General features: G+C 59.5%; 32 protein-coding genes. 11 read left to right on the top strand and 21 right to left on the bottom strand.

The features are described 5' to 3' along the window. Positions 1 to 34 precede the first annotated feature (34 nt). Positions 35 to 739, bottom strand: a complete 705-nt coding sequence (locus K3J57_RS01075; protein ID WP_259793505.1) for a response regulator transcription factor — start codon at positions 737 to 739, stop codon at positions 35 to 37. A gap of 409 nt (positions 740 to 1,148) precedes the next feature. Between K3J57_RS01075 and K3J57_RS01070 the strand changes: the two genes are divergently transcribed. Together K3J57_RS01070 and K3J57_RS01065 are read left to right on the top strand one after the other, a co-directional pair. Next, positions 1,149 to 2,747, top strand: coding sequence for a phosphoenolpyruvate carboxykinase (locus tag K3J57_RS01070; RefSeq protein WP_259796752.1), 1,599 nt, complete (start codon positions 1,149 to 1,151; stop codon positions 2,745 to 2,747). Positions 2,748 to 3,025: 278 nt separating this feature from the next. Next, the gene (locus K3J57_RS01065; RefSeq protein ID WP_259796749.1) at positions 3,026 to 3,868 is read left to right on the top strand and encodes an alpha/beta hydrolase family protein; all 843 of its coding nucleotides are present in this window, start codon (positions 3,026 to 3,028) and stop codon (positions 3,866 to 3,868) included. Positions 3,869 to 3,871: 3 nt separating this feature from the next. Here the strand turns inward: K3J57_RS01065 and K3J57_RS01060 are convergent, their stop codons facing one another. Then, complete coding sequence (locus tag K3J57_RS01060) at positions 3,872 to 4,639, bottom strand: sulfite exporter TauE/SafE family protein (RefSeq protein WP_173485882.1); 768 nt, start codon at positions 4,637 to 4,639, stop codon at positions 3,872 to 3,874. Positions 4,640 to 4,838: 199 nt separating this feature from the next. Here K3J57_RS01060 and K3J57_RS01055 point away from each other — a divergent pair, with 199 nt between their 5' ends. Further along, a complete protein-coding gene (locus K3J57_RS01055; RefSeq protein WP_259786050.1) occupies positions 4,839 to 6,485 on the top strand; it encodes an acyl-CoA dehydrogenase family protein in 1,647 nt (548 codons plus the stop codon). Positions 6,486 to 6,553: 68 nt separating this feature from the next. Here K3J57_RS01055 and K3J57_RS01050 read toward each other — a convergent pair whose 3' ends face one another. Together K3J57_RS01050 and K3J57_RS01045 are read right to left on the bottom strand one after the other, a co-directional pair. Beyond that, complete coding sequence (locus K3J57_RS01050; protein WP_259793503.1) at positions 6,554 to 6,964, bottom strand: DUF3995 domain-containing protein; 411 nt, start codon at positions 6,962 to 6,964, stop codon at positions 6,554 to 6,556. After that, on the bottom strand, positions 6,961 to 7,320 hold the full coding sequence (locus K3J57_RS01045; RefSeq protein ID WP_259796747.1) for a hypothetical protein: 360 nt from the start codon (positions 7,318 to 7,320) through the stop codon (positions 6,961 to 6,963). The genes K3J57_RS01050 and K3J57_RS01045 overlap by 4 nt, the downstream gene beginning before the upstream one ends. 140 nt (positions 7,321 to 7,460) lie before the next feature. Here K3J57_RS01045 and K3J57_RS01040 point away from each other — a divergent pair, with 140 nt between their 5' ends. Together K3J57_RS01040 and K3J57_RS01035 are read left to right on the top strand one after the other, a co-directional pair. After that, positions 7,461 to 7,979, top strand: a complete 519-nt coding sequence (locus K3J57_RS01040; protein WP_259793501.1) for a TetR/AcrR family transcriptional regulator — start codon at positions 7,461 to 7,463, stop codon at positions 7,977 to 7,979. A 52-nt stretch (positions 7,980 to 8,031) separates the two neighbouring features. Beyond that, entirely contained in the window at positions 8,032 to 8,400 is a 369-nt protein-coding gene (locus K3J57_RS01035) for an META domain-containing protein (protein WP_259793500.1), read from the top strand. A 14-nt stretch (positions 8,401 to 8,414) separates the two neighbouring features. Here K3J57_RS01035 and recO read toward each other — a convergent pair whose 3' ends face one another. From recO to folK, 12 genes are all read right to left on the bottom strand, one after another. Next, a complete protein-coding gene (recO, locus tag K3J57_RS01030; RefSeq protein ID WP_259793499.1) occupies positions 8,415 to 9,167 on the bottom strand; it encodes a DNA repair protein RecO in 753 nt (250 codons plus the stop codon). A 193-nt stretch (positions 9,168 to 9,360) separates the two neighbouring features. Beyond that, entirely contained in the window at positions 9,361 to 9,693 is a 333-nt protein-coding gene (locus K3J57_RS01025) for a DUF1491 family protein (RefSeq protein WP_055187803.1), read from the bottom strand. Beyond that, positions 9,690 to 10,595 carry a GTPase Era gene (era, locus tag K3J57_RS01020; protein ID WP_259793498.1) on the bottom strand — a complete coding sequence of 302 codons (906 nt, stop codon included), beginning with the start codon at positions 10,593 to 10,595 and terminating at the stop codon, positions 9,690 to 9,692. The genes K3J57_RS01025 and era overlap by 4 nt, the downstream gene beginning before the upstream one ends. Beyond that, entirely contained in the window at positions 10,592 to 11,278 is a 687-nt protein-coding gene (rnc, locus tag K3J57_RS01015) for a ribonuclease III (protein ID WP_173485891.1), read from the bottom strand. The genes era and rnc overlap by 4 nt, the downstream gene beginning before the upstream one ends. After that, positions 11,275 to 12,054: a signal peptidase I gene (gene lepB / locus K3J57_RS01010; protein WP_259793497.1), complete on the bottom strand. Its 780-nt coding sequence runs from the start codon at positions 12,052 to 12,054 to the stop codon at positions 11,275 to 11,277. The genes rnc and lepB overlap by 4 nt, the downstream gene beginning before the upstream one ends. Before the next feature lie 54 nt (positions 12,055 to 12,108). After that, positions 12,109 to 12,531, bottom strand: a complete 423-nt coding sequence (gene acpS / locus K3J57_RS01005; RefSeq protein WP_259786025.1) for a holo-ACP synthase — start codon at positions 12,529 to 12,531, stop codon at positions 12,109 to 12,111. Then, positions 12,528 to 13,151, bottom strand: coding sequence for a LysE family translocator (locus K3J57_RS01000; RefSeq protein WP_259793496.1), 624 nt, complete (start codon positions 13,149 to 13,151; stop codon positions 12,528 to 12,530). The genes acpS and K3J57_RS01000 overlap by 4 nt, the downstream gene beginning before the upstream one ends. Next, on the bottom strand, positions 13,148 to 13,900 hold the full coding sequence (locus K3J57_RS00995) for a pyridoxine 5'-phosphate synthase (RefSeq protein ID WP_259776450.1): 753 nt from the start codon (positions 13,898 to 13,900) through the stop codon (positions 13,148 to 13,150). The genes K3J57_RS01000 and K3J57_RS00995 overlap by 4 nt, the downstream gene beginning before the upstream one ends. A 33-nt stretch (positions 13,901 to 13,933) precedes the next feature. After that, positions 13,934 to 14,581: a DUF2062 domain-containing protein gene (locus tag K3J57_RS00990; protein ID WP_259776449.1), complete on the bottom strand. Its 648-nt coding sequence runs from the start codon at positions 14,579 to 14,581 to the stop codon at positions 13,934 to 13,936. A 45-nt stretch (positions 14,582 to 14,626) separates the two neighbouring features. Then, on the bottom strand, positions 14,627 to 16,735 hold the full coding sequence (locus K3J57_RS00985) for a RelA/SpoT family protein (RefSeq protein WP_259774826.1): 2,109 nt from the start codon (positions 16,733 to 16,735) through the stop codon (positions 14,627 to 14,629). 69 nt (positions 16,736 to 16,804) lie between these two features. Then, entirely contained in the window at positions 16,805 to 17,161 is a 357-nt protein-coding gene (rpoZ, locus tag K3J57_RS00980) for a DNA-directed RNA polymerase subunit omega (protein WP_173485898.1), read from the bottom strand. A gap of 91 nt (positions 17,162 to 17,252) precedes the next feature. Continuing rightward, complete coding sequence (gene folK / locus K3J57_RS00975) at positions 17,253 to 17,831, bottom strand: 2-amino-4-hydroxy-6-hydroxymethyldihydropteridine diphosphokinase (protein ID WP_259793493.1); 579 nt, start codon at positions 17,829 to 17,831, stop codon at positions 17,253 to 17,255. 116 nt (positions 17,832 to 17,947) lie between these two features. Here folK and K3J57_RS00970 point away from each other — a divergent pair, with 116 nt between their 5' ends. From K3J57_RS00970 to rnhA, 4 genes are all read left to right on the top strand, one after another. Beyond that, a complete protein-coding gene (locus K3J57_RS00970; RefSeq protein ID WP_259773820.1) occupies positions 17,948 to 18,508 on the top strand; it encodes a LabA-like NYN domain-containing protein in 561 nt (186 codons plus the stop codon). A gap of 140 nt (positions 18,509 to 18,648) precedes the next feature. Continuing rightward, positions 18,649 to 19,608, top strand: a complete 960-nt coding sequence (ispH, locus tag K3J57_RS00965) for a 4-hydroxy-3-methylbut-2-enyl diphosphate reductase (protein WP_259793492.1) — start codon at positions 18,649 to 18,651, stop codon at positions 19,606 to 19,608. A gap of 15 nt (positions 19,609 to 19,623) precedes the next feature. After that, positions 19,624 to 20,211: a class I SAM-dependent DNA methyltransferase gene (locus K3J57_RS00960; protein WP_259793491.1), complete on the top strand. Its 588-nt coding sequence runs from the start codon at positions 19,624 to 19,626 to the stop codon at positions 20,209 to 20,211. 17 nt (positions 20,212 to 20,228) lie between these two features. Beyond that, on the top strand, positions 20,229 to 20,681 hold the full coding sequence (gene rnhA / locus K3J57_RS00955; RefSeq protein WP_259793490.1) for a ribonuclease HI: 453 nt from the start codon (positions 20,229 to 20,231) through the stop codon (positions 20,679 to 20,681). A 45-nt stretch (positions 20,682 to 20,726) separates the two neighbouring features. Here rnhA and K3J57_RS00950 read toward each other — a convergent pair whose 3' ends face one another. The 5 genes from K3J57_RS00950 to def (K3J57_RS00930) all read right to left on the bottom strand — a co-directional run bounded on the left by K3J57_RS00950 (position 20,727) and on the right by def (K3J57_RS00930) (position 23,884). Next, positions 20,727 to 21,437 (bottom strand): hypothetical protein, encoded by a 711-nt coding sequence (locus K3J57_RS00950; protein ID WP_259793489.1) that lies wholly within the window; start codon positions 21,435 to 21,437, stop codon positions 20,727 to 20,729. Between the two features lie 115 nt (positions 21,438 to 21,552). Next, the gene (locus K3J57_RS00945) at positions 21,553 to 21,789 is read right to left on the bottom strand and encodes a GlsB/YeaQ/YmgE family stress response membrane protein (protein WP_259776443.1); all 237 of its coding nucleotides are present in this window, start codon (positions 21,787 to 21,789) and stop codon (positions 21,553 to 21,555) included. Between the two features lie 102 nt (positions 21,790 to 21,891). Continuing rightward, entirely contained in the window at positions 21,892 to 22,791 is a 900-nt protein-coding gene (gene fmt, locus K3J57_RS00940; protein ID WP_259793488.1) for a methionyl-tRNA formyltransferase, read from the bottom strand. Positions 22,792 to 22,850: 59 nt separating this feature from the next. Next, positions 22,851 to 23,354 carry a peptide deformylase gene (gene def / locus K3J57_RS00935; protein WP_259796745.1) on the bottom strand — a complete coding sequence of 168 codons (504 nt, stop codon included), beginning with the start codon at positions 23,352 to 23,354 and terminating at the stop codon, positions 22,851 to 22,853. A gap of 2 nt (positions 23,355 to 23,356) precedes the next feature. Beyond that, complete coding sequence (gene def, locus K3J57_RS00930) at positions 23,357 to 23,884, bottom strand: peptide deformylase (RefSeq protein WP_055187771.1); 528 nt, start codon at positions 23,882 to 23,884, stop codon at positions 23,357 to 23,359. 289 nt (positions 23,885 to 24,173) lie between these two features. On the opposite strand from def (K3J57_RS00930), the gene K3J57_RS00925 reads away from it, so the two are divergent. Further along, the gene (locus K3J57_RS00925) at positions 24,174 to 25,370 is read left to right on the top strand and encodes a MalY/PatB family protein (RefSeq protein WP_259796743.1); all 1,197 of its coding nucleotides are present in this window, start codon (positions 24,174 to 24,176) and stop codon (positions 25,368 to 25,370) included. A 103-nt stretch (positions 25,371 to 25,473) separates the two neighbouring features. Then, a complete protein-coding gene (locus K3J57_RS00920) occupies positions 25,474 to 26,016 on the top strand; it encodes a L,D-transpeptidase family protein (RefSeq protein ID WP_259796741.1) in 543 nt (180 codons plus the stop codon). Positions 26,017 to 26,071: the final 55 nt, after the last annotated feature.

Genomic DNA, 26,071 nt, shown 5'->3' with positions numbered 1-26,071 from the left:
CGCCTGGTCCAACCCCAGCCTCACGGGCAGGGATTTATTCCTCGTTATAGCGGTAGCCGATCCCGTAGAGGGTTTCGATCGCCGAAAAATCCTTGTCTGCCATACGCATTTTCTTGCGCAGGCGCTTGATATGGCTGTCGATGGTCCGGTCATCCACATAAACCTGATCATCATAGGCCACATCCATCAGCTGATCCCGGCTTTTCACAAAGCCTGGACGCGAGGCCAGCGCCTGCAGCAGCAGGAACTCGGTCACGGTCAGCGAGACATCATTGCCCTTCCATGTCACCGCGTGGCGCAAGGGATCCATGGTCAACTCACCGCGTTCGAGGATCTTGCTTTCCTCGACATCCCCTTCATCATCCTTTGCCCGCACTTCCTGACGACGCAGAAGCGCCCGGATGCGTTCCACCAGCAGACGTTGGGAAAACGGTTTGGTCACATAGTCATCGGCCCCCATACGCAGGCCAAGAACCTCATCAATCTCGTCATCTTTGGATGTCAGGAAAATGACCGGCAGGGTCGAGGTTTTCTGGCGCAGGCGCTGCAGCAGATCCATCCCATCCATGCGAGGCATCTTGATATCCAGCACAGCCATGTCGGGCATGCGCTTGGTAAAGGCATCCAAAGCGGATTGCCCGTCATTATAGGTTTCCACCTCGAAGCCTTCCGCCTCAAGGGTGATCGACACCGACGTCAGAATATTACGGTCGTCGTCAACAAGAGCGATCCTCGACATTACAGAGGTCTCCTTGTGCTGCTCGTGAATGTTGTTTTGTTTTGTCTTATTCTTGCCATAATCCCGTTTTCGGCCTTGAGAATCAACAGAGAACTGCGAATCGGCTTTCGCACATGCATCAATAAAACCGCGAAAGTGTAAAAACATGGCGAATATGTCTCACCCTACGGAAGGCGACCTGGCGGGCAATTCTGCGACAGTTTGCGCAAACAAGCGTTTGGTTGCGCTAACGAGCCAATTGCGCCCTGTTCCCTTTCATTTCCCCCATGCTATAGCCGCCACACCACGCTCGTTCACATGAGGGTGGCGCGCGTGGCCCGGCCCGCGGATCGGGTCAGGACAGACCACGCGCTTACATGTGGAACAGATACGCCGGGGGATCTCTGGACCGGCGACAGGAGCGAATTCTATGACCACTGGACGGGTAAACCCGGCACGCCGCTTGGAAGATCAAGGCATCACCGGGCTGGGCAATGTCTATTACAACCTGATGGAGCCGGCCCTTGTCGAAGCCGCGCTGAAGCGCGACGAAGGCAAGCTGGGCAAAGGCGGCGCCTTCCTGGTCACGACGGGCAAACACACGGGCCGCTCGCCCAAGGACAAGTTTGTTGTGAAAACCCCCAGCGTCGAGGAGCATATCTGGTGGGAGAACAACCCGCCGATGGACCCGGCCAAGTTCGATGTGCTTTACCAAGACATGCTGGAGCATATGAAGGGTGGCGATTACTTCGTGCAGGACCTGTTTGGTGGCGCAGACCCCGCACATCGCCTGGACGTGCGCGTGGTGTCGGAACTGGCCTGGCACAACCTGTTTATCCGTCACCTGCTGCGTCGCCCCGACCGTGACGAGCTGGACGAGTTCGAGCCGGAATTCACCATCATCAATTGCCCGACCTTCAACGCGAACCCCGAACGCCATGGCTGCCGTTCGGAAACCGTGATTGCGCTGAACTTCGACCGCAAGCTGATCCTGATCGGCGGCACCGAATATGCGGGTGAGAACAAGAAATCGGTCTTCACCCTTCTGAACTACATGCTGCCCGAAAAAGGCATCATGCCGATGCATTGCTCGGCCAACCACGACACCGGCAACCCGGTCGACACCGCTGTGTTCTTCGGCCTGTCCGGCACCGGCAAGACCACCCTGTCGGCAGACCCCTCGCGCACGCTGATCGGTGATGACGAACATGGCTGGTCGGACACCGGCACCTTCAACTTCGAAGGGGGCTGCTATGCCAAGACGATCAACCTGTCGGCTGAAGCCGAACCGGAAATCTATGCCACCACCGAGAAATTCGCCACCGTGATCGAAAACATGGTGTTTGACGAGGAAACCTTTGATCTCGACTTCAAAGACGACTCGCTGACCGCGAATATGCGCTGCGCCTACCCGCTGCACTATATCTCGAACGCATCGAATTCCGCCATTGGTGGGCACCCGAAGAACATCATCATGCTGACCTGTGACGCCTTTGGTGTGCTGCCTCCGATCGCACGCCTGACCCCGGCGCAGGCGATGTATCACTTCCTGTCCGGCTTCACGTCGAAAGTGGCTGGCACCGAGAAGGGCGTGACCGAACCGGAACCCACTTTCTCGACCTGTTTTGGGGCGCCCTTCATGCCGCGCCGCCCGGCCGAGTATGGCGCGCTGCTGCGTGACAAGATCGCCAAGCACGGCGCAACCTGCTGGCTGGTCAACACTGGTTGGACCGGTGGAGCATACGGTACCGGGTCGCGTATGCCGATCCGCGCCACCCGCGCGCTGCTGACCGCCGCCCTCGACGGGTCGCTGGCAGATGCGGAATTCCGTAAGGATGAAAACTTCGGCTTCGAAGTTCCGGTCAAGGTTTCGGGCGTGGCTGATCTGCTGCTTGACCCGCGCCGCACCTGGGATGACGCCCAGGCCTATGATGCCCAAGCCCAGAAACTGGTTGAGATGTTCGCCAAGAACTTCACCCAGTATGAGGCCGATATTGACGATGATGTGAAAGCGGTTGCCCTGGGCTAACCCCCTGCAGATCATCTAAAAATCACCGCCCCGCGTTCCTATGCAACGTGGGGCGGTTTTCGTTTCGCGACCCCTTCCCTACAGCCAGCACCGCTGGTTAATGCGTTTCGACTTTAACCCGAGACAGGGAAACGTCAAAACGCCGCAAGAGAGATCAATGTCGTGGGCGTTTCGGAATAAACATGCGTTTCAAGTTGATCCCGAAACGCCTTGACGTTGCCTGACCTGACGCGCGGTCAGACTTTACCACGCCGCAAAACCTGCGCTGATCTGTCCCCATGCGCGATCTCACCGACTCCAGCCAGCCCGTCCTGATCCCCGGCTCACCAGCGTTGCGGGGCACATGGCACGAAGCGACCCGCCCCCGCGCCGTGGCGGTGCTACACGGGGCAACCGGCGTACCGCATCCCTTCTACCGGCATTTCGCCAACTGGTTGGCACAGGAGCAACAGGTAAGTTGCCTGACATATGATTATCGCGGCTTTAGGGCCTCGGCGCACACGCCAATCCATCGCGTCACCGCAACCATGCAGGACTGGGGCATCGGGGATCAACAAGCTGCCCGCGACTGGTTGTCGGCCCGGGCACATGGTGCTCCGATCTGGGTGATCGGACATTCCCTTGGCGGTCTGATGGGCGCGCGCCAAAGCCGGTCGGACGAGATTTCACGGATCATTGCGGTCTGTTCCGGACCTGTGCACACCCGCGATCATCCCTGGCCGTATCAGGCCCTGGTGAGGGCCCTTTGGTATGGTGTCGGGCCGATGGCCCTGGCCATGTGGGGATACCTTCCCGGACGGGTTTCCGGGCTGGGCAGCGACATTCCCGGCCCGGTCTTTCGCCAATGGAAACGCTGGTGCACCACCCCCGGTTTCGACGTGGCAGAGCTTGGCCCCATTCCGACCACAGGTCCAAATTGCCCGCTGCGCACGGTGGCGCTCAGCGATGATGGCGCGGTTCCGCCGCATGTGGTGGCCCAACTGGCGCAGAGATATCCGTCCTGCCCCCATGAACATGTTGTGCTCCACCCCGCAGATTTCGACCTGAAACAGGTGGGACATACGGCGATATTTGCCCGCCGCAATGCAGCAATGTGGCCCGCGATTCTTGGCGACACCTAAGCGTCAGCCCATCAGCCCCTTACGGATCAGGTTCACCCCCGCCACGGTGAGAATCACCAATGTCACCCGCTTGAAGGTCTTTTGCGGCATCGCATCGTGAAAACGTCCGCCAATCACCATGCCAATCCCTGCCGGGACCAGCATCAGGGCAGAAAGGGGAGCCGTGTGAAGACTGAACACACCTGATTTCAGATGCGCCACCAGAAGGGCCAGAGCGCCAACCCCGTAGATCACCCCCTGCACACGCATCTGCTCGGCCTTGGGGGTGTGAATGGCGGTCAGATACGCCACGGTGGGCGGCCCCCACACCCCGGACAACCCGCCGATAAACCCGGCTATCGCACCGACAATCCCTTCATCCCGCAGCCTGTTTTCTGCCTTCAGGCTGGGCGACCAGCCCCGCAATTGCATCAGGCAAAACAGGACAATCGGCCCGCCAATTGCAATGAACAGCCAGCTTTGCGGCAGCACCCGCACCAATTGGGCGGAAAAGGCGATCAGGACAAGAAAGGCGATCAGGAAGATCTTGAACTTGCCGATCGTGCCCCAAGCGGCGGCAGGCCCCTGACGCAGGCTTTGCTGCACATTGGTCAGCACCGTGGGCAGGATCAGCGCCGCCAGCGCGGTTTCCGCCGGCAGCACCGTGGCCAGCCCCGAGATCATGATCAGCGGCATGGCAAACCCCACCGCGCCTTTCACGAACCCCGCCGCCAATGTCACGAAAACTGCCAGGGACAGGACCCAGGGGGACAGCTCTGCCAAAATACCCATCTTTAACTCCAGAAAGTCTTTGCCTCCCGTCTTACAGGAACAGGAAGGGGGCGTCATGCGCCCTATCGCCGCGTCATAATTGTTCGAATGCGATGCTGCATGCGCATTTTTATTGCGCTGCAACTGCAAAATGGCTATCCGGGGGACGAGAGCTTTTTTGCGGGTCCGAATCCGGGCCCCTTTGACAGGAGACAGTAAGATGAGCGCCCTGATCGACAATATTCTGACCCTCACCGGCGCGGCCATTGCCCCGGTGGAAACCGTGTTCGAGACCGCCAAGTCATCGGTTCGTGAGATGGTGAGCGAGGGCGACCGCATCTCTGGCGCCAAGCTGGAAGAGCACCAGGCCGCAGCCCACGCCCTGTCCTGGCTCGCCACCTATACGGAAAGCCTGCGCCAGATGAACGCCTGGGCCACCCGCCTGAACGAGGCTGGTCAGCTTGGCGAGATGGAAACCCTGATCCTGCAAATTGCCTTTGGCGAATATCTTGCCCAGATCAAGGGCGGGATGATGATGAGCCAGAACGAAATGGCCCGTCTGGCCGATATGGGGGTGGACGGTGCTGCTCTGAACACCGACGCGATCAACACGCTGGTGGCCGGTGGCAACTCTCAGGCCGCCCGCACCCGCCTGGTTGAACTGATGCGGGACAATGCGGGCCACGCAACATTCGGCGCCACCGGTCTGGATGAAGAGCTGGAGATGATCCGCGAGCAGTTCCGGCGCTATGCCGACGAACGCGTCGCCCCCAATGCCCATGACTGGCACCTGAAAGACGATTACATCCCGCTGGAGATCCTCGAAGAACTGGCGGAGATGGGTGTGTTCGGCCTGACCATCCCCGAAGAATATGGCGGGCTGGGCCTGTCGAAAGCCTCGATGGTGGTGGTCTCGGAAGAGCTGTCGCGCGGGTATATTGGCGTCGGCTCACTGGGCACCCGCTCCGAGATTGCCGCTGAGCTGATCCTGGCGGGTGGCACGGATGAACAGAAGGAACAGTGGCTGCCCAAGATCTCATCGGCTGAGATCCTGCCCACCGCTGTCTTCACCGAACCGAACACCGGATCCGACCTTGGCAGCCTGCGCACCCGCGCGGTGAAAAACGCCGAGGGCGATTACGAGGTGACCGGCAACAAGACCTGGATCACCCACGCGGCCCGCACCCATGTGATGACGCTCTTGGCACGCACCGATCCCGACAGCACGGATCACCGCGGATTGTCGATGTTCCTGGCAGAAAAAACCCCCGGTGACGACGCAAATCCGTTCCCGACCGAAGGTATGACCGGCGGCGAGATCGAGGTGCTGGGTTATCGCGGCATGAAGGAATTTGAACTGGGCTTTGACGGGTTCAAGGTGAAGGGTGAAAATCTGCTCGGCGGGGTTGAGGGTCAGGGCTTCAAACAGCTGATGAAAACCTTCGAAGCGGCCCGGATCCAGACCGCCGCACGCGCCATTGGTGTCGCGCAGAACGCGCTGGAAATCGGCATGCAATACGCTGAAGATCGCAAGCAGTTCGGCAAATCCCTGATCAACTTCCCCCGCGTGGCCAACAAGCTTGCCATGATGGCGGTTGAGATCATGGTGGCACGTCAGCTGACCTATTTCTCGGCCTGGGAAAAGGACCACGACCAGCGTTGCGACCTCGAAGCGGGCATGGCCAAGCTCTTGGGCGCACGCATCGCCTGGGCCTGTGCCGACAACGCGCTGCAGATCCACGGCGGCAACGGGTTTGCCTTGGAATATCAGATCAGCCGGGTCCTGTGTGACGCGCGCATCCTGAATATTTTCGAAGGCGCTGCCGAAATTCAGGCGCAGGTGATTGCCCGCCGCCTGCTGGGATAAAGCTGCCCGAGCGCAATCTCAAATTCTCATGACCTTAAGCACAAGGGCCGCCCACAAGGTGGCCCTTTTCATATATGCGCCACTGTCAGCACCGCGATCAGTAGGCAAAGCGGGCCGTAGAGGATCCTGTTCAACCGGTCAAAGCAGGCTTCCTGATGCCTGCGCCAGACAGGCAGATAACTGGCCCCTCCTCGCAGCGCAAAGACACCCACCATGCCCCAACCCGCGACCGTCGTCAGCCCGGAGGGAAGCGAGACGGGCATGAGATTTGCCAGCATGGCGACCAACAGGGTGACCCCAAAAAGGGCACAGGCCACCAGCGCACTTGCCCATCTCGGGGGCATCCGGGCAATTCCCTTTACGCCGACCACCGCCCTTGCCAACGCCATCTCATCCCGGATCGGCCAGTTGAAACCCAGAGCCCAGATCAGATGCAACACCGCGATGGCAGACAGGATCGCAATCAGTAAGCCGGTCATGCGCGCGCCCTCATTCCAAACAGCATCACTGCCGGGATCAGCAGAAAAATCACCCATTGAGGCATCACCCAAAGCGATCCGAGGATCGTCGCTCCGTAATACAGGAACAACCCCGCATACCCGAGCAGCACCCCAACCAGCAGCACGCCAAGCCCCCTGTTTTCATGACGCACCATCCAGGCCAGTGACAAGGTGAACAGAGTAAGGTTGACGGTCACGGCGTGCCAGAGAACGGCTGATATCGCCCGCAAATCCGCGGGCAGGTTGCTGGACTGTATCGGCAGGTGAATGTCCGGCCCTCCAGCCAGAACATGCACTCCGGTGGTCAGCCCCATCAGGACGGCTGCCAAAATCATAGACCTTTTCATCGGTTCCTCACAAATTCTCACTCCATACGCTTGCGTATGTTAGCCACGACCGATACTCTGTCAATACGCTATCGTATGGTGAGGAAATGACGGAAAAACGAAACCGGCTGAGCAGTGAAGACTGGATAATGGCAGGCTTTCGTGCCCTGGCCCGCCAAGGGGCCAAAGCCCTGAAAGCAGAGCCGCTGGCGCGTGAGCTAGGCACGACCAAAGGGTCTTTCTACTGGCATTTCAAAGACCTGTCGGATTTTCACACCCAGATGCTCCTGCTATGGGAACATCGCGCCGTGGACGCCATCACGGATGGGCTGGCCTCTGAACCCGACCCGGTGCGACGCCTCTACCTGTTGGGAGAGATTGCCACCGCAAATGATGCCACCCATGGCGGAGACGGCACCGAGCCTGCCATCCGGGCCTGGGCACTGGACCATCCCGACGTGGCCCTGGCCGTTTCTCGGGTGGATCAAAAGCGCCTCGGTTACCTTAAAGAGATCCTGGTTGAGCTGGACCTGACCAACCCCGATTTCGCCCGGATCATCTATGGTGCCTATATCGGCCTGGGCACCCTTTCCGCCACGGATGAGGTCGACAATCGCAACGCGATGAGCACGCTGCTCGCCGCCCTTCTGGCCCTGCGGGACGCTTAGGTAACCTGATACGTATTGGAACCGGAAAATGAGACCAATTAACCTCCTGGCCATGTCGCTTCTGATCCTGGCCGCCTGCAATGACGAAACCCTGTCCGGCTATGCCCCGGAAAAAACCACCTGGGTCTGGCAGGAACTTGACGGGGGTCCTGCCCCGGCCCGCGCCACCTTAACGCTCGGCCCCCGCGGGCAGGTTTCCGGCCAAGCGCCCTGTAACAGCTATTCCGCCAAGGTGACCGTTCCATATCCGTGGTTTGAGGTCGAAAACATCATTGCAACCCGGAGAGCCTGCCCCGAGCTTGCAGCTGAAACCGCCTATTTCAGCGCGCTCGAAGCCATGAGCCTGGCCGAAGTGTCAGGCGACACTTTGCTGCTGAGCAATGATGCCGGGCGTGAAATGCTGTTTGTGGCAAGCCCCTGATCAAGCGCAGACGCTCAAACATCAGCATCCCGCCCCAAATCCCGCCCCAAATCCCGCTGCAGCCGGTCCACCAGTCGCGCCCGTGCATCGGGCAATGGGCGATCTCCAAGCGAAGCGGCCAGACGGTGCAGGAGGAAATATCCGGTTGTGCTCAACCCCTCAAGAACATCCGCAAGACGCCCCTGTCCCCGCCCCAGCATGTCCGCTGGAAGTGGCAACAGACGATCCGCCCATTCCCCCGCCCCGGCAGATGACACGGCGCGTCCGGTTCTGGGGGATACGAAACACAGATCATCACGCGTCCCGGTCACGGCACAGCTGCTCAGATCAAGCCCGAACCCCAATTCTTCCAAAAGCGCCAATTCCCATTTCAGATAGGCCACCGGCCAGGCCGGATTGGTGCCCAGCAGGTTCAACATGGATTGCGTCCGGTCATAAAGAACCGGGTGAGGTTCGCGCTCGGGCAGGGCGTAGGACAACAGGGAGGTGATGGCATTCAGACCTGCCAAGGCCGCCCGGTCAGACCAGATCTGCGCACGCGCCCGGACCGGCTCCACGGTGAAACTGCCGATATGCTCTTCCAATCGCGCCCGCCAGGTGACATCAAGCTGCGCACCGGGTTGCAGGATCGGTGTCATCTTGCGACTCACCCCCCCTCGCACCACACCCGCATGACGGCCGTGACCTTCGGTGAATACATCAATGATGGCAGAGGTTTCACCATGCTTGCGCACAGATAGAAGCGCCCCTTCATCCCGCCAGTCCATCACGTATCCTCCTGTTGGGAAGATGAGATCGACTGACCGCAAAGGCAATCCCCCTTTCCTCACGGCCACCTTATTTTCTGGTCAGAAATATCCCCGCCGGAGGCATGGCCGAGCGGAGCGAGGCCCCCCGTGACCGGACAGCCCAGCCCGCAGGGCTGGGCAGGTCGGGCGCAAAACCCGTTGGGACGATCCCTCAGTCGATCAACCCCGGCTCATCCAACAGATGCCGCCCGGATTTATCTTCCACTTCAATCACCCAAAGGTCAGGATCAAAACTCTTCTGTCGTGCAAGAGCGGCATCCACATCCCGCTCCTCTCCTTCCGACAGCACCACCCAGGCACGTTCACCGGTCATCAGATCAAAACTGCGCTGATACGCGACGGCCCGGCCGTCCAGCGTGTTCAGTTTGACCAGAACGGCCCCCGCGGTCACGTCCCCTTTCCGGGTTACAAACGCAGGTATGCCCGCAAGGCGGAGGCGGGTCAGATAAGCCGAGACCCAGACATCCGCGGTCAGCCGCGTCACGCGTTCCCGTCCTTGAAATCAAGCCCCATCTCAGAGTAGCGCTCTTTTTCCTCAAGCCAGTTCGGACGCACCTTCACCTGCAAAAACAGATGCACCTTGCGTCCCATGAACTCTTCCAGCTCCGCACGCGCCGCCTGGCTCACCGCTTTGATGGTCTCACCGCGCTTGCCCAGCACAATCCCCTTGTGCCCGTCCCGCATCACGTAAATCACCTGATCCACACGGGCCGATCCGTCCTTGCGCTCTTCCCAGCTCTCAGTCTCCACCGTCATCTGATAGGGCAATTCCTGATGCAGGCGCAGGGTCAGTTTTTCACGGGTCATCTCAGCCGCGATCATCCGCATCGGCAGATCGGCAATCTGATCTTCGGGGTAGAGCCACGGCCCGTCCGGCAGCTCGCCCGCCAGCCATTCGCGCAGCGCAACAACCCCGTGGCCTTTCTCGGCCGAAATCATGAAGGTTTCCGCGAAATCATACCGTTCATTGAGGTCTTGGGTCAGCGCCAGAAGCACTTCGGATTTCACCTTGTCGATCTTGTTGATCGCCAGCGCCACGGTGCGGCCTTGTGCAATCTCTTCCAGACCTTCAAGGATCTTTTCCACCCCTTCGGTCACACCACGATGTGCCTCGACCAGAAGCACAACGATATCCGCATCCGCAGCGCCGCCCCAGGCCGCGGCAACCATGGCGCGGTCCAGACGTCTGCGCGGACGAAAGAGGCCCGGCGTATCCACAAAGACGATCTGCGTGTCGCCCTCGATCGCAACCCCGCGAATACGCGCGCGGGTGGTCTGCACCTTATGGGTCACAATCGACACTTTTGCCCCCACCATCCGGTTGGTCAGCGTCGATTTCCCGGCATTCGGCTCGCCGATCAGGGCGACAAATCCAGCTTTGGTCATTTTGAACTTTCCAGCGCCGTCAAAAGCGCTTTGGCAGCGGCCTGTTCGGCCATGCGTTTCGAATTGGCGCGGGCCTGCGCCGTCTTGCCGTTCTCAAGCTGCGCTTCGATGGTGAATTCCGGCGCGTGATCCGGCCCTTCGCGTGCAATCTCGACATATTTTGGCGGTGCCAGTTTTCTGGCCTGTGCCCATTCCTGCAACGAGGTTTTGGCATCGCGCGCATCCGCCTCGACCTTGCCAATACGCTCCCCCCAGAGGCGCAGCACCATATCACGGGCGACCTCGAACCCGGCGTCACGATAGACCGCAGCGATCACGGCTTCCATCGCGTCGCCCAAAAGCGCCTGCTTGCGCCGCCCGCCGGTCTTCTGCTCGGACCGGCCAAGTTTCAGCACATCACCAAGGCCCACTTCGCGGGCCACATCCGCGCAGCATTCCTTGCGCACCAAGGCGTTGTAGCGCGGCGCCAGCACACCTTCCGCAGCCTCGGGATCATCTTCCAGCAGACGTTCGGCCAGCACAAGGCCCAGCACCCGGTCCCCCAGAAACTCCAGCCGCTGGTTGTCCGGCCGGGTGCGCGACGAGATCGACCCATGCGTAAGCGCACGGATCAGCAGCTCGGGGTCTTTGAACTCATGCCCGATGCGACCTTCGAAGGCCCGGAGATCCGCCGACAGTTTCACTCGATTGCCTTGAAGAAGCGATCAGACCGCCAGGTCCAGAAATATACCAGCCGTTTGCCCGCCGCCGAGAACATGATGCGATCCGCCCGCCCTAAAAGATACTCAAACGGCACCATGCCCACACCGCCAGCATTCTGGCTGACACGGCTGTCGGTCGAGTTGTCGCGGTTGTCCCCCATGAAGAAGAAATGCCCATCCGGCACGGTGAACACATTGGTGTTGTCCAGGCGGCCCGTCCCGACGTTCAACACGCTGTGTTTCACACCATTGGGAAGGGTTTCGATGCTGCGCTGTTTCTCACAGACACCGCCCAGACCAACCGGCGCATTTGAACAGCGCGGCACGGTTGCAAACCGGCCCTGGGAGGCCTTGATTTCGGTAAAGATCCCATCGGGTTCCTGCGGTGCTTCGCCCCCGTTGATGAAGACAATCCCGTTCTTGATCTGGATCTTGTCCCCCGGCAGGCCAATCAGGCGTTTGACATAGTCGGTGCCGAGGGTCGGATGGCGAAACACAACCACATCCCCACGCTCTGGCTCCGACCCCAGGATCCGACCGGAAATCGGGCAGATGCCAAACGGGCAGGAGTATTTGGAATAGCCATAAGCCATCTTGTTCACAAAGAGGAAATCGCCGATCAGCAGGGTGTCTTTCATCGACCCGGTCGGGATCCAGAATGGTTGAAAGAACAGGGTGCGGAAGACACCCGCGATGATCAGCGCCCAAAAGATGGTCTTGATGGTCTCAAAGATGCCATCGGGTTTTTTCTCGGCCATGTGGTCCTGCCTGTAAATTGGTTGGGGGCGTTGTGGTCGCTAAGGGGAAAAGAGTCAAGTTTCGCCGGGGGACACACCACTTATCGGCCGTGCTTCGATCACAACAAAGGCCTGCGCCCAGGGGTGATCATCGGTAAGGGTGAGGTGCAGGATGGCCTCATGCCCCTCAGGCGTCATCTCATCCAGACGTTCCTTGGCCCAGCCTGTGACCTCCATCACCGGCTGCCCGGTGCCAAGGTTCGACACCGCCATGTCCCGCCATGAGATCCCCATGGAAAGCCCGGTGCCCAGCGCCTTGGAACACGCTTCTTTCGCGGCCCAGCGTTTGGCCAGCGTGCCCGCCTCATCGCGGCGCCTTGCGGCCTTGGCCAGCTCTCGTTCAGTAAAGACGCGGTTGCGAAAGCGATCCCCGAACCGCTCCAGCGTGGCCTGAATGCGATCAATATTCGCAAGGTCTGTTCCGATCCCCAAAATCATTCTGGCCGCACCGTCAGGATCTTAAGCCCTGCCGCACCAAACAGCCCGGCAAAAGCCAGCTCAAACCCGCGGCGGGCGGACCGATAGACCCGCACGGCGGCGGGGGTCGAAAACAGCAAGGCATAGCCGATAAAGACCAGAATACCGCCGCTATAAAGAAAGCCGAACATGCCGAGGATCTGGGACAAGGATGCGGAGGGTGGCAGGATGATGGAAAACACCGCCCCCCAGGACAGGATCGCCTTGGGATTGGTCAGATGGACCAACGCCCCTTTTCTGAACGCTGAGAGATGCGTCCCGCCCGCGATTGCTCCGTCGATCAGCACCTTGTGCGAAAACGCCGATCTGAGCGATTTCAGCGCCAGGTAAAGCAGATAGGCTGCACCGGCGTATTTGATCACGGAGAAAAGCCAGACATGGGCCAGCATCAAGGCCCCCATGCCAAAGGCAGCGGCGAGGCCCCAGAAAGCGCCCCCTGTCAGGATACCGGCCGCAAAGGCGAGCGCCTTTGTGCGCCCCTGGTTCATAGCGGTCGCCGCAATGCCAAGGGTTGCCGGGCCGGGGGATGCCCCGGCCAAGACCCAGCCCAACCAGATCAGAAGAAGTTCAAACCCGGTCACGCGCGCGCCCAATCCATCAGTTTGCGCATCTCGGCCATTGCATCTGGCAGTCCACGGAAAATCGCTTCACCGATCAGGAAATGCCCGATATTGAGTTCCATCACCTCGGGCATTTCAGCGATTGGTTCGACAGTTTCATAGGTCAGACCATGGCCCATATGCACCTCAAGCCCAAGGGAATGAGCAAGCTGCGCACCCTCACGCAGGCGGGCAAGCTCAGCGTCGCGTTCCTCAAACCGGCCTTCGTTATGGAAATCACAATAGGCCCCGGTATGTAGTTCAATCACCGGTGCCCCGATGCGCGCGGCTGCACGGATCTGCGCCTCATCAGCCCCGATGAACAGTGACACGCGTGATCCGGCCTCTGCCAGCGGCGCGATAAATTCGGCCAGACGGTTGTCCTGCGCAGCCACTTCCAGACCGCCCTCAGTGGTCAGCTCTTCGCGTTTTTCCGGCACAATACAAACCGCGTGCGGCTGGTGTTTCAGCGCAATTGCCTGCATTTCATCGGTCGCGGCCATTTCGAAATTCAGCGGGATCGACAGCACATCCATCAGGGCGCCAATATCATCGTCCAGAATATGGCGACGGTCTTCTCGCAGATGGGCGGTGATCCCATCGGCTCCGGCCTCCTGCGCCAGAAGGGCGGCGCGCACCGGATCAGGATAGGTCCCGCCGCGCGCATTGCGCAGGGTGGCTACGTGGTCGATATTCACGCCAAGGCGTAGTTTGCTGCTTGCGTCGGACATGTCGCGCTCCTCAATCTGGATTCGCGCCAAGTGTTACCTGATTTCGTCCTTATCGCCAGCCCGGGAAATCCGTTCGGCCAGCCGTTTTTCATATCTTGCCCTGAGCTTCTTGATCCGGCGACGCTGATAGGCGTGGATCAGCGGGTTCGACAGAAAATAGCCCACCAGCCCGGCCAGAACACCTGGCGCAATCCCCCCCACCAAATAGGGCAGAAACACCCGGTGGTAGAAGTAATCGAACTGAGACCAGTCCCAATCTGCCCCGGTGAAGATGGCAAAGAAATTTGATCCAATATCACTGGTGGCCCCGCCAAAAGCGGCCATGACTGCGGGCAGGTGGATACTTTGCGGTGATCCCAGCATGGTGTTGCCCAGACTGAGGGACAGCTCTGCTATCAGCGGGAAGGTCAGAGGGTTGCCCACAAAGGTTGCCAGAAGTGCCGCCAGAATATTGCCGCGCATGATCCAGGCAAGCGTGGCCGCGATGACAAAATGCAACCCGAACAGCGGCGTAAAGCAGGTGAACACCCCCGCCGCAATCCCACGGGATATCCGATGTGCCGGATCCGGCAGGCGACGCACGCGGTGGATCACATAACGTGCCGCCCGATACCACCCCCCGCGCGGGTAAAAGAACTCTGCCACAATCCGCAGGTAGGAACGTGGGTTTCTTTTGAACAAGGCGGGCCCCTTTCAGGCTGGCGGTTTAAGATGGCGGCGGCCGCATCACGGCTTGCGATCAAGATCCCTGTAACGTTTGATAGAGGCCACGTCGCTGTCAGCTTCGAGCACCAGCATAACGGCGTGCAAATGTTCAATATCGCGTAAATCCACATCCACAAGCAGGCGATAGAAATCCGGCTTGCGATCAAGGAACTTCAGGTCCGAGATATTGGCCTTCTGCTCACCGATCAACGTGCAAATGCGCCCAAGCACGCCTGCATCATTGGAAATGGTCATTTTCAGGCTGACAGTATGGATCGGCGGGTGGTTTCCCGGCGCCCATTGCAGGTCAACCCAGCGCGAACTCTCATCCTCCAGCTCACCCAACGCATCACAGTCAATGGCGTGCACCAGCACCCCTTTGCCCCGATAGGTGATGCCGACGATCCGTTCCCCCGGCACCGCCTGACAACATTGCGCGCGCTTGAACGCCTGCCCGGTTTCCAACCCCACGACAACCGCGTCACCGTCGATCATGTCTTCGGTTTCGCTGGCTTCGGGATACAGGATATGCAGCACGTCCCGGGCTTGCAGCTCAGCCGATCCAAGCCGCGCCAGAAGCTCGACCTCACTGTCGAGCCGCAGCTGCTTGGCAGCCGTCATCAGGGCGCGATCGGTCACTTTGCGTCCGGCGCTTTCAAAGGCCACACGGGCCAGTTCACGACCCAGGCGGACAAACCGCTCGCGGTCTTCGCTGCGCAGGGATTTGCGAATGGCGGCCTTGGCGCGCCCGGTGACCACGATGTCGATCCAGGTGGCCTGCGGTGTCTGCCCCTCGGCGGTCATGATCACCACCGACTGACCGTTCTTGAGGCGGCTCCAGAGCGGCACGCGGATACCATCCACCTTGGCGCCGACGCAGCGGTCCCCGATCCGGGTGTGAATGGCATAGGCAAAATCAAGCGGCGTCGCCCCGCGCGGCAGTTTCACCACTTCCCCTTTGGGGGTGAAACAGAACACCTGGTCCGAGTACATTTCGAGCTTCACATGCTCGAGGAACTCATCATGATCATCGGCGGTTTCAAACCGTTCCGTCAGCGAGGCGATCCATTTCGCCGGGTCCACCGCAAAGGGGTTTTCCACCCGCTGCCCGTCCCGGTAGGACCAATGCGCCGCCACACCGGTTTCGGCAACTTCGTGCATCTGCTGGGTGCGGATCTGCACCTCAACCCGTTTGCCATCGCGCCCCGACACCGTGGTGTGGATCGAGCGATAGCCGTTTGACTTGGGCTGGCTGATGTAATCCTTGAACCGGCCCGGAATGGCGCGCCAGCGCTGGTGCACCACCCCCAGCACACGATAGCAATCCGCCTCATCCAGCGTGACCACGCGAAAACCGTAGATATCAGAGAGGCGCGAAAATCCCTGATCCTTCTCCTGCATCTTGCGCCAGATCGAAAAGGGTTTCTTCGCCCGGCCAAAGGCTTCGGCCTGAATGCCGGCCACGGCCAGTTCGTGACGCAGGTCACCGGTGATCTTCTCGATCACATCACCGCTTTCCTTCTGCAGCCGCAGGAAGCGGCGCATGATCGAACTGCGCCCTTCGGGATTGAGCACATGAAACGCCAGATCCTCCAGCTCTTCACGCATCCATTGCATCCCCATGCGACCGGCCAGCGGCGCGTAGATATCCATGGTTTCGCGGGATTTCTGCACCTGTTTGTCCGGGCGCATCGCGCGGATCGTGCGCATATTGTGCAGACGGTCGGCCAGCTTGACCAGAATGACCCGCATGTCCTTTGACATTGCCATGAACAGTTTGCGGAAATTTTCCGCCTGTTTGGTCTCAGAGCTGGAAAGCTGCAGATTGGTGAGCTTGGTCACGCCATCCACCAGTTCGGCCACCTCGCGGCCAAACATTTCGGCCACCGCAGTATAGGTCGCGCCGGTGTCTTCGATCGTGTCATGCAAGAGGGCCGTGATGATGGTTGCATCATCCAGCTGCATATCCGCCAGGATTTCCGCCACTTCGAACGGATGGGTGAAATAGGGATCACCCGAATGGCGATACTGACCGTAATGTTCCTGCGCGCCGAATTCAAACGCCGCGCGGATCAGTTTCGAATTGGATTTCGGATTATAGGTGGCGATCCTGTCGATCAGGCCGTCAATCTCGAGATGTTCAAGCTCTTCTTGCCAGCTCGCCACCGATGCCTACCCCGTAACCCCGTAAGACCGCAATCAGCCCTGGCCTTGCGCTTCCATCAATGCGCGCAGCAGCTTTTCTTCCGACATGTCGTCGTCTTCCGGCTTGTCGGCGGCCTCGGCCCCCATCAAAAGCGCCATCTGGTCTTCTTCCGGTTCGTCCACTTCGATCTGGGTCTGGTGGCTTTCGATCATCCGCTCGCGCAGCTCGTCGGCGGTCTGGGTCTCATCTGCAATCTCGCGCAGGGAAACAACAGGGTTTTTGTCGTTGTCGCGATCCACCGTGATTTCGGCACCTGCCGAGATCTCGCGGGCGCGATGCGACGCGAGCATTACCAGTTCAAACCGGTTCGGGACCTTATCAACGCAATCTTCGACCGTAACGCGGGCCATGTGCAGCTCCATTCCTTGCAAGGGGATGTGAACCGCCTGTTTAGGGGGTGGCCTGCCGCTTTACAAGCCGAAAGTGGGGGTTACAGGGGGCTCAGCCAAGTTCAATTGGCACAATTTCGGCTTTTTCAGCGTCCGACAGCGCCTCACAAAGCTCCGTCACGGTCTTTCCCAGCAACGGGTGGCACCAGTCGGGTGCGATATCCAGCAAGGGAATCAGCACGAACCCCCGGTCCTGCAGCCGCGGATGGGGCAAGATCAACTGGTCAGGCGCCTGACGTTTCTGCACCTCAAGCGGCAGCTCGATCCACTTACGCAGCACCTCCGGGTTCGGCGCAATTGTCTCTCCGCTGGCCAGCAGGTCAATATCCAGGCTGCGCGGCGCCCAGCGCGAAGGGCGCGTCCGACCGAACATGGCCTCCACCTCATGAAACAGATCCAGCAACGCGCGGTCTGACAACGGGCTTTGCACCTCGATCGCTGCATTGACGAAATCCGGCCCCGCGCCCGCCGGGAAACAGGGCGTGCGGTAGAATCGGCTGATTGCATTGATTCGGACGCCCTCGCCCTTTAGTTGCAAAATGGCATCCCGAACCAACCCATGAGATAATACCAGATCGGAACTGGTGTTACTTCCAAGCGCCACAAGGCGTTTTATGCTATACTTACCCAAAAGTGCTCCTTGCAGCGTCCGATTCTTACCTTAGATTGCACATCATACTTCGTTGACAGCTACTCACATTATCACTCACGGAATTGTTGGCGAAGTAAAATTGGAAAGGACATTAAATGTTTTATCGCGACGAACGGCTTGCGCTGTTCATCGATGGTTCGAACCTGTATGCGGCCGCAAAATCTCTCGGGTTTGACATCGATTACAAACTTCTTCGCCAGGAATTCATGCGCCGCGGCAAACTTCTGCGCGCGTTCTACTACACCGCCCTTTTGGAGAATGACGAGTATTCGCCGATCCGGCCGCTGGTGGATTGGCTGCATTACAATGGCTTCTCCATGGTGACCAAACCGGCCAAGGAATACACGGACTCGATGGGTCGCCGGAAGGTCAAAGGTAATATGGACATTGAGCTGACGGTGGATGCGCTGGAATTGGCGGATCATATCGACCACGCGGTTCTGTTCTCCGGGGATGGGGATTTCAAACCGCTCGTGGCCGCCCTGCAACGTAAAGGCGTGCGCGTTTCGGTCGTTTCGACCATCCGCAGCCAGCCGCCGATGATTGCCGATGAACTGCGCCGCCAGACCGATAATTTCATCGAACTGGACGAGCTGAAGGACGTGATCGGCCGCCCCCCACGCGAATTTGATCGTGAAGGGCCGAGCGAGGACTGATCCGATACGAATTCAACAAAAAGCCGGGGCCAGCGCCTCGGCTTTTTTGTTGCCTCTTTCCTGCACCGGGGAATTGCGGCACAACGGACACAACTGCGGGCGGCCCCGCACTCCCACCGCCAAACCGGACGAGCGCCACCATGACCACAAACACCAAGCCAGACCTCACCCTTTACCTCGCCGCCCCCAACGGGTTTTGCGCAGGCGTTGATCGTGCCATCAAGATCGTCGAAATGGCGATCGAGAAATGGGGCGCGCCGATTTATGTGCGCCATGAAATCGTGCACAATAAATTTGTCGTGGACGGGTTGCGGGCCAAAGGCGCGGTGTTTGTCGAGGAACTGGAGGACTGCCCCGATGACCGCCCGGTGATCTTTTCCGCCCATGGGGTGGCCAAATCCGTGCCCGAAGAGGCGACCCGGCGCGAAATGGTCTATGTCGACGCCACCTGCCCGCTGGTGAGCAAGGTGCATATCGAGGCGGAACGGCATTTTGAAAATGGTCTGCAAATGGTGATGATCGGTCATGCGGGCCACCCGGAAACCATCGGCACAATGGGGCAATTGCCCGAGGGCGAAGTGCTTCTGGTCGAAACCGCCGAGGACGTGGCCACGCTGGAACCGCGTGATCCCGAGCAGCTGGCCTATATCACCCAGACCACCCTGTCGGTGGATGACACCGCCGGTATTGTCGCCGCCCTGCGTGACCGCTTTCCGGCCATCATCGGGCCCCATAAGGAAGACATCTGCTATGCCACCACAAACCGCCAGCACGCGGTCAAGGCGGTGGCGCCAAAAGTGGACGCTCTTCTGGTGATCGGGGCGCCGAACAGCTCCAACTCGCGCCGTTTGGTTGAGGTCGCCAAGGCCAATGGCTGTGACTATTCGATGCTGGTGCAACGCGCGTCAGAGATTGACTGGCGGTCGCTCGAAGGGATCCGCGCCGTGGGCCTCACCGCTGGCGCCTCGGCCCCGCAAGTTCTGGTCGACGAGGTGATCACCGCCTTTCAGGATCGTTTCAACGTGCAGGTTGAGCTGGTTGAAACCGCGCAGGAGAACATCGAGTTCAAAGTGCCCCGCGTCTTGCGAGAACCCGCATAGGACGGAGAGCGGGCCTTGGCAGAAGATCCCCGGACCCTCAGCGTTTACGACAGCCAATCCGCTGAATATGAGGCTCGGGTAGCGGCAAAAGACACACCGGGCTTGAAGGATTTCATCGCCGCCATGCCTGCGGGTGGACGCGTGCTGGATCTGGGATGCGGTCCCGGACTGGCCGCAAAAACCATGTTGGAGCATGGGCTTGAGATCGATGCCGTTGATGGCTCCTCAGCCATGGTGACCCGAGCCATCGCGCGGGGCGTGCCAGCCCGCCAGGCCCTGTTTCACGAAATCACCGGCACCAATTGTGTTGACGGGGTTTTTGCCAATTTCAGCCTGCTGCACCTGCCCCGGTCGGCGTTTCCGAACATGCTGATCCGCCTGCGACACCTCCTGAAAGCCCAAGGGATCTTGCATATCGGGATGAAGATCGGAAATGGAGAGAACCGTGATCGTCTGGGGCGGTTTTACAGCTATTATCAGCCTGACGAACTGGATCAGCTGTTGACCTTGACGGGGTTTACACCCATCACCCGCATTCTGGGAACGGGTGCCGGTCTGGACGGCTGGTCGTCCGAATGGATTGTCATCCACGCACGAAGCTGAGGAAAGGGGTCACGCAGATGGCCGAGTTTTTTGCCTATACCGATGGTGCCTGCTCTGGCAATCCCGGCCCCGGAGGCTGGGGCGCGCTGCTGCAGGCCAAGGAGGGGGGCACAGTTGTCAAGGAACGTGAACTCAAGGGCGGTGAGGCGCTGACCACCAACAACCAGATGGAGTTGATGGCGGCGATCATGGCGCTGGAAACCTTGGGCAAGCCCTGCGCGATCACCGTCGTGACCGACAGCCAGTATGTGAAGAACGGCGTGACCGGCTGGATCCACAGCTGGAAGAAAAACGGGTGGAAAACCGCAGCCAAAAAACCGGTGAAGAACGCCGAACTGTGGCAGCGTCTGGACGCGGCACAGGCCCGCCACCATGTCACCTGGCAATGGGTCAAGGGCCATGCAGGCCACCCGGAAAACGAACGCGCGGATGAGCTGGCCCGAGCGGGCATGGCCCCGTTCAAAAAGTGACCACTTGCCCACCGGCAAACAGGTCGCCGAAAGCGTTCCGCCTCATCAAAACTCCATCCAGATCCCGATATTGAGTTTGCCGGATGATTGCGGAGCAACCTCTTCGCTCCATTCAACCTGCACATGTCGGCCAGCACTGTATTCCCAGGCGACAGACGGCAGCAGTTTGACATAGACATTGTGCGGGTCGGCAAACGCATCCACCGACATCATTGCCAGGAACCGATCATGTGGCTTCAGCCCGGCCTGGGCAATCACACCGAAAGCTGCCCCCTTCCCCTCTGCCGCCAATTCGATCCTGGCCGAAGCATCAAGCCACCCGCCACCAAACCGCGTCTCAAACCCACGTCCGATATGAAAGCTCGGGACAAATGTCAGGTGATCTTCCTGCAAATCAGCAAGCGTAAACCCCAAGGCTTTTTGCCATATCCCCCCAGGCGGAAAATGCCAGCGCGCAAAAAGTTCAGCATCGCTGATGGACATCTCCATACCCGTATAGTTGGAATAATCGACGTAAATATTGCCCTCAACCTTGCCACCCAGCGTCCACTGATCGGTCAGCCCGTATTCGAGATAGGTGGACAGGGTGGGATAGGTCAGCCAATTGCCCCATTCCTGACTGCCGGACATGGCGACAAAAAACGTCCCCTTTTCGCGAGGCCATGCACCGGAAATGGCGGCAGGGGCCTGCAGCAGGCTGATCAGCACAACCAGAGCCAATGTCAGACTGGCGCGGAGGGGGGCCTTGAAAAACATACCGCCAGACTGTCTCAACGATGGTTAACACCCGGTTAACCTGCGTTAAGGTGTTTCGGAATAACCGTGTGTTTAAACTGTATCCTGACCCACTTTCAGAGTGGTCCCGTCCAGATCATTGCCTGAAATACGTCTTATAAATCCACAACACGACCAGAGCCCCCAGGATCGCGCCGACAAATCCAGCCGCCATCCCAAAAAGTGCGGCCAACCCGCGCAGGATCAACCCACCAACCAAGGCACCAAGCACCCCAATAGCAATGGTGGTCGGAACATCTGCCTGAACCCCCATCAGACGCGTGGCGATGAACCCGGCGGCAATACCGAAAATGATCAGAAACAATATGCTCATGACAGATATATGGGGGGAAGGTGCCCCGTCTTAAAGACACCCCCTAAAAACTAGTTTTCTAGTTTTCTAGTTTTGAAAAATCTTGGCCTCGAACCCGGAGCATCACCCCAGTCTTTCAGGAAGCTCCACCCCTCTCAGGAAATCGGCAGCTTGCATCGGCTTCTTGCCGGGGCGCTGGGCACGGGTAATCTCTACCGCCCCTTCACCACAGGCGATGGTCAAACCGTCCAAAATCTGCCCGGGCGCGCCCTGTCCATCCGCCAAACGCGACGACAGCAGCTTTACCTGCTCACCATTCATCTCGCATTTTGCACCGGGAAACGGCGAAAGGCCGCGGATCAGGCGATCCACCTCTATGGCCGGGCGGGTCCAGTTCACCCGCGCCTCTTCCTTCAGGATCTTTTCCGCATAGATAACACCCTCGTCCGGCTGCACTTCCGGCGTGAGTTTATCCAATTTAGACAGCGCCTTAACGATCATCTGCGCGCCCAGCGGTGCGAGACGGTCATGCAATTGCAGCGTGGTCTCCTCATCCCCAATAGGGATGGCTTCTCGCAAAAGAACCGGCCCCGTATCCAGGCCAGCTTCCATTTGCATAATGCAAATTCCAGTTTCCGCATCCCCAGCCATGATTGCCCGGTGGATCGGCGCAGCCCCACGCCAGCGCGGCAAAAGCGATGCGTGAATATTCAAACACCCGTTCTGTGGCGCATCCAGAACCGCCTGCGGCAAGATCAACCCGTAAGCCACCACAACCGCCACATCCGCGTTCAATGCGGCGAAGTCATTTTGTTCCTGCGCCCCTTTCAGCGACACCGGATGGCGCACCTCAAGCCCCAGTTCCAATGCCCGTGCGTGCACCGGCGTGGGGCGGTCTTTCTTGCCCCGGCCTGCCGGGCGGGGCGGCTGGCAATAAACCGCGACAATGTCATGACCAGCCTCGACCAGCGCCTCAAGAACAGGGACGGAAAACTCCGGGGTTCCCATGAAGATTACGCGCATTGTTTCTCTCCTTCAGGCGGCAAGATCCGGCAGGCGACAAGGTCGAGGGGAACACACCGTCAGCGGAGCTTCTTCGACTTTCGCACCAGCATGTCCCGCTTCATCTTCGACAGGTGGTCAAAATACATTTTACCGTTGAGGTGGTCGATCTGGTGCTGCACCGAGGTGGCCCAGAGATGCACGAAATCGCGCTCCTCCACCTCTCCTGCCGCGTTCATAAATCTTACTGTGACCGCCCGAGGCCGGTCGATTTCCGCCCAGACTCCGGGCAGGTTCGGACTGCCTTCCTGATGGGTGCGCAACTGGGTCGAGGCATGCAGGATCTCGGGATTGGCCATGCGGATCGCCTGCCCCCGTTCATCCGACGCATCCACCACCGCCAACCGAAGGGGGATCCCAAGCTGTGGCGCAGCCAGCCCAACACCGGGCATCGCATCCATTGCAAAGATCATCTCATCCCAGATGGCGCTGATCTCATCGGTGATCTCAGTGACAGGGGCCGCAACACTGCGCAGCACCTTGTTTGGCCACATCACATAGGGTCGGTGCGACGTCACGACCATGCTCAGGCCTTGCCCCGCGCAATATCGCGTTTCAGCTTCTGCATTTTGCGTGTGATCATCTGACGTTTGAGCGGCTTGAGGTAGTCGATGAACAGCTTGCCGTCGAGGTGGTCGATCTCGTGCTGAACACAGGTCGCCCACAACCCGTCAAAATCCCGCTCCTGCACGTTGCCATCCATATCCAGCCAGCGCACCCCAACCTCTTTCGGGCGGGTCACTTCTGCGAACTGATCCGGGATCGACAGGCAGCCCTCTTCATAGACATTCAACTCGTCCGAAGCGCGGATGATCTCGGGGTTGAACATCACGGTTGGCTGAGCGGGTTCGTCGTCATCCCGCACGCAATCCATCACGATCAGCCGTTGCAAGATGCCGATCTGCGGCGCGGCCAGGCCGATGCCCGGCGCGTCATACATGGTTTCCAGCATGTCCTGTGCCAGCACGCGCAGCTCGTCCGACAGGTCCGGAACGGCATCGGCGACTTTCTTCAGACGCGGATCAGGGTGAATGAGAATATTACGCAGTGTCATAAGGGGGATTTAGGGCAAGCCGGGCTGGCGTGCAATGGCCGGGTAGGGGGCAATTGACCTGACATCGGAAAGAAACACCCCTTTTCAGGCCTTTCCTCGGCCCGCCCCCTCTTGCGCAGGTATTGAAAGCCGCTCAAGCGTTTCGAAATCAGCGTGAGACGCGAGTGTTTTCGAAACGCCCACAACATCAATGGGTTCCGTGCAGTTCGCGCCAAGCTTTTGTTGCAAGCCTGGCACGAAACGCTTTAACGTGCCTCGGAACAGAAAACCAGACAATGGATATCCCGCGATGACCACCGCACAGACCGCTCCCAAGGCTTTTGACTCGATGATTGATCGTCGTGGCACCCATTGCTCGAAATGGGACAAGATGGAGAAGCTTTTCGGTGTGCCGGCCGAGGATGGGTTGGCAATGTGGACAGCCGACAGCGACTTTGCCACTGCGCCTTGTGTGATCGAGGCCATTCGCAAGGCCGCGGATCACGGCGTTTTCGGCTATTCCTGGGACCATCCCGATTACCTGAATGCCGTGGCATGGTGGATGAAAACCCGGCACAACTGGGACGTGGACCCGGATTGGGTGCTCACCTCACAAGGGTTGGGAAACGCCATTGCGCTCTGCCTGCAAACCTGGACGGAACCGGGTGACGGGGTGGTGATCTTCACCCCGGTCTATCACGAATTTGCACTGAAGATCGGCAAGAACGGGCGCAAGGTGGTGGAATGCCCGCTGATGCGCGATGGTGACACCTATGTTCTGGATCTGGAGGATGCGCAATCGCGCCTGACCGGCGATGAGCGCATGATCATCTTCTGCTCGCCGCAGAACCCTTCGGGCCGGGTCTGGACCGCCGAGGAACTGAGGGATGTGGCGGATTTTGCCGCGCGCAATGATTTGATGCTTGTCTCGGACGAAATCCATCAGGATCTGGTCTATGAAGGGCATACCCATATGCCCACAGCCGTGGCCGCCCCCGAAGCCCTGCCCCGCCTGATCACCCTGTCAGCCGCATCAAAGACCTTTAACATCGCCGGGCAGCGAACCGGCAACATGATCATCCCCGACCCTGATCTGCGCCAGACCATGCGCAAGCGCCTGTCGGCACTGGACTATGGCGCGGCGATGCTGTCGGTGGACATGATCACAGCCGCCTATTCACCGGAAGGGGCGGACTGGGTGGATCAGCAGCTGGTGCATCTGACCCGCAACCGTGAGATTTTCGACACGGGTGTGAATGCTATCCCCGGTGTGCGGTCGCTGCCGCTGCAGTCGACATATCTGGCCTGGGTCGATTTTTCCGGCACCGGCATGCCCCATGACGAGGTGATTGCCCGCATTCGGGATAAGGCCCGGATTGCCGTCAGCCCCGGCCCGAGCTTTGGCACCGGCGGAGAGGGGTTCCAACGTGTCAACCTCGCCACCCAAAGCGCACGGGTGGAAGAGGCCGTGTCGCGCCTGCAACGCGCGTTTGCGGATCTGCAATAAGCCCGGCGACCCAGCCCGCCCCACTCGGCAAATCCCTGCCCGTGCATGACAGCCGGTCCGGAACCTGCTTGCACTGATCAAGGTCCCGCGCGAGCTTGGCGTCATGCGCCATCTCGCCCGCCTCTTTTCGCGCCTGACCCTTCTTGCGGTGATTGCCCTGATCGGGGTGATCCTGTGGGACAGGTTCGCGCCCCCACCCGCCCCCCCGCTGATGGAACCGATTTCCGGACAGATCGACCGGATTTTGGTGGAGAAAGCTGCGCGAAAAATGACTGTGTTCCGGGAGGGCGAAGCCCTGCGAACCTATCGGATTGCCCTGGGATTTACCCCGGAAGGCGACAAGGAGGTCGAAGGTGATGGCAAGACCCCGGAAGGTCTGTTTCACATCAATCGCCGCAATCCAAGCAGCGCATATCATCTGTCACTGGGCATTGATTACCCGCAGCCAGAGGATATCTCGCGCGCTCGGGCAATGGGGAAAAGCCCCGGCGGTGACATCTTCATCCATGGACAACCCAACGGCGCGGGGCGGTTTGTCACCTTACCCGGAGACTGGACCGCAGGCTGTATTGCCGTGTCGGACGCGGAAATTGAGGAATTGTGGTCCATTACGCCGGATGGGACCGAGGTGGAAATTCGGCCCTGATCCGGCGTTTGAGGGCGCATGATGTGAACCCGAAGGGGCTTTGCCCCTCTGCGCA

The sequence above is a fragment of the Aliiroseovarius crassostreae genome (assembly GCF_025137635.1).
Lineage (GTDB): Bacteria > Pseudomonadota > Alphaproteobacteria > Rhodobacterales > Rhodobacteraceae > Aliiroseovarius > Aliiroseovarius crassostreae.
This window is presented reverse-complemented; position numbering and strand designations above follow the sequence as displayed.

Bases quoted from the DNA above. Each gene is read 5' to 3' on its own strand.
- K3J57_RS01070 (WP_259796752.1), top strand. From the start codon at position 1,149: ATGACCACTGGACGGGTAAACCCGGCACGCCGCTTGGAAGATCAAGGC.
- def (WP_259796745.1), bottom strand. From the start codon at position 23,354: ATGGTCGTGACGTCGCACCGACCCTATGTGATGTGGCCAAACAAGGTG.
- K3J57_RS00945 (WP_259776443.1), bottom strand. From the start codon at position 21,789: ATGAGCATATTGTTTCTGATCATTTTCGGTATTGCCGCCGGGTTCATC.
- K3J57_RS01045 (WP_259796747.1), bottom strand. From the start codon at position 7,320: ATGATTTTGGCAGCCGTCCTGATGGGGCTGACCACCGGAGTGCATGTT.
- K3J57_RS01050 (WP_259793503.1), bottom strand. From the start codon at position 6,964: ATGACCGGCTTACTGATTGCGATCCTGTCTGCCATCGCGGTGTTGCAT.
- recO (WP_259793499.1), bottom strand. From the start codon at position 9,167: ATGGACTGGCGGGATGAAGGGGCGCTTCTATCTGTGCGCAAGCATGGT.
- K3J57_RS00925 (WP_259796743.1), top strand. From the start codon at position 24,174: ATGACCACCGCACAGACCGCTCCCAAGGCTTTTGACTCGATGATTGAT.
- K3J57_RS00950 (WP_259793489.1), bottom strand. From the start codon at position 21,437: ATGTTTTTCAAGGCCCCCCTCCGCGCCAGTCTGACATTGGCTCTGGTT.
- rnhA (WP_259793490.1), top strand. From the start codon at position 20,229: ATGGCCGAGTTTTTTGCCTATACCGATGGTGCCTGCTCTGGCAATCCC.
- K3J57_RS01035 (WP_259793500.1), top strand. From the start codon at position 8,032: ATGTCGCTTCTGATCCTGGCCGCCTGCAATGACGAAACCCTGTCCGGC.
- K3J57_RS01040 (WP_259793501.1), top strand. From the start codon at position 7,461: ATGGCAGGCTTTCGTGCCCTGGCCCGCCAAGGGGCCAAAGCCCTGAAA.
- acpS (WP_259786025.1), bottom strand. From the start codon at position 12,531: ATGATTTTGGGGATCGGAACAGACCTTGCGAATATTGATCGCATTCAG.
- rpoZ (WP_173485898.1), bottom strand. From the start codon at position 17,161: ATGGCCCGCGTTACGGTCGAAGATTGCGTTGATAAGGTCCCGAACCGG.
- def (WP_055187771.1), bottom strand. From the start codon at position 23,884: ATGACACTGCGTAATATTCTCATTCACCCTGATCCGCGTCTGAAGAAA.
- K3J57_RS01065 (WP_259796749.1), top strand. From the start codon at position 3,026: ATGCGCGATCTCACCGACTCCAGCCAGCCCGTCCTGATCCCCGGCTCA.
- fmt (WP_259793488.1), bottom strand. From the start codon at position 22,791: ATGCGCGTAATCTTCATGGGAACCCCGGAGTTTTCCGTCCCTGTTCTT.
- K3J57_RS01075 (WP_259793505.1), bottom strand. From the start codon at position 739: ATGTCGAGGATCGCTCTTGTTGACGACGACCGTAATATTCTGACGTCG.
- K3J57_RS01060 (WP_173485882.1), bottom strand. From the start codon at position 4,639: ATGGGTATTTTGGCAGAGCTGTCCCCCTGGGTCCTGTCCCTGGCAGTT.
- era (WP_259793498.1), bottom strand. From the start codon at position 10,595: ATGACCAAAGCTGGATTTGTCGCCCTGATCGGCGAGCCGAATGCCGGG.
- K3J57_RS00920 (WP_259796741.1), top strand. From the start codon at position 25,474: ATGCGCCATCTCGCCCGCCTCTTTTCGCGCCTGACCCTTCTTGCGGTG.
- lepB (WP_259793497.1), bottom strand. From the start codon at position 12,054: ATGGCCGAGAAAAAACCCGATGGCATCTTTGAGACCATCAAGACCATC.
- K3J57_RS00970 (WP_259773820.1), top strand. From the start codon at position 17,948: ATGTTTTATCGCGACGAACGGCTTGCGCTGTTCATCGATGGTTCGAAC.
- K3J57_RS01055 (WP_259786050.1), top strand. From the start codon at position 4,839: ATGAGCGCCCTGATCGACAATATTCTGACCCTCACCGGCGCGGCCATT.
- ispH (WP_259793492.1), top strand. From the start codon at position 18,649: ATGACCACAAACACCAAGCCAGACCTCACCCTTTACCTCGCCGCCCCC.
- K3J57_RS00995 (WP_259776450.1), bottom strand. From the start codon at position 13,900: ATGTCCGACGCAAGCAGCAAACTACGCCTTGGCGTGAATATCGACCAC.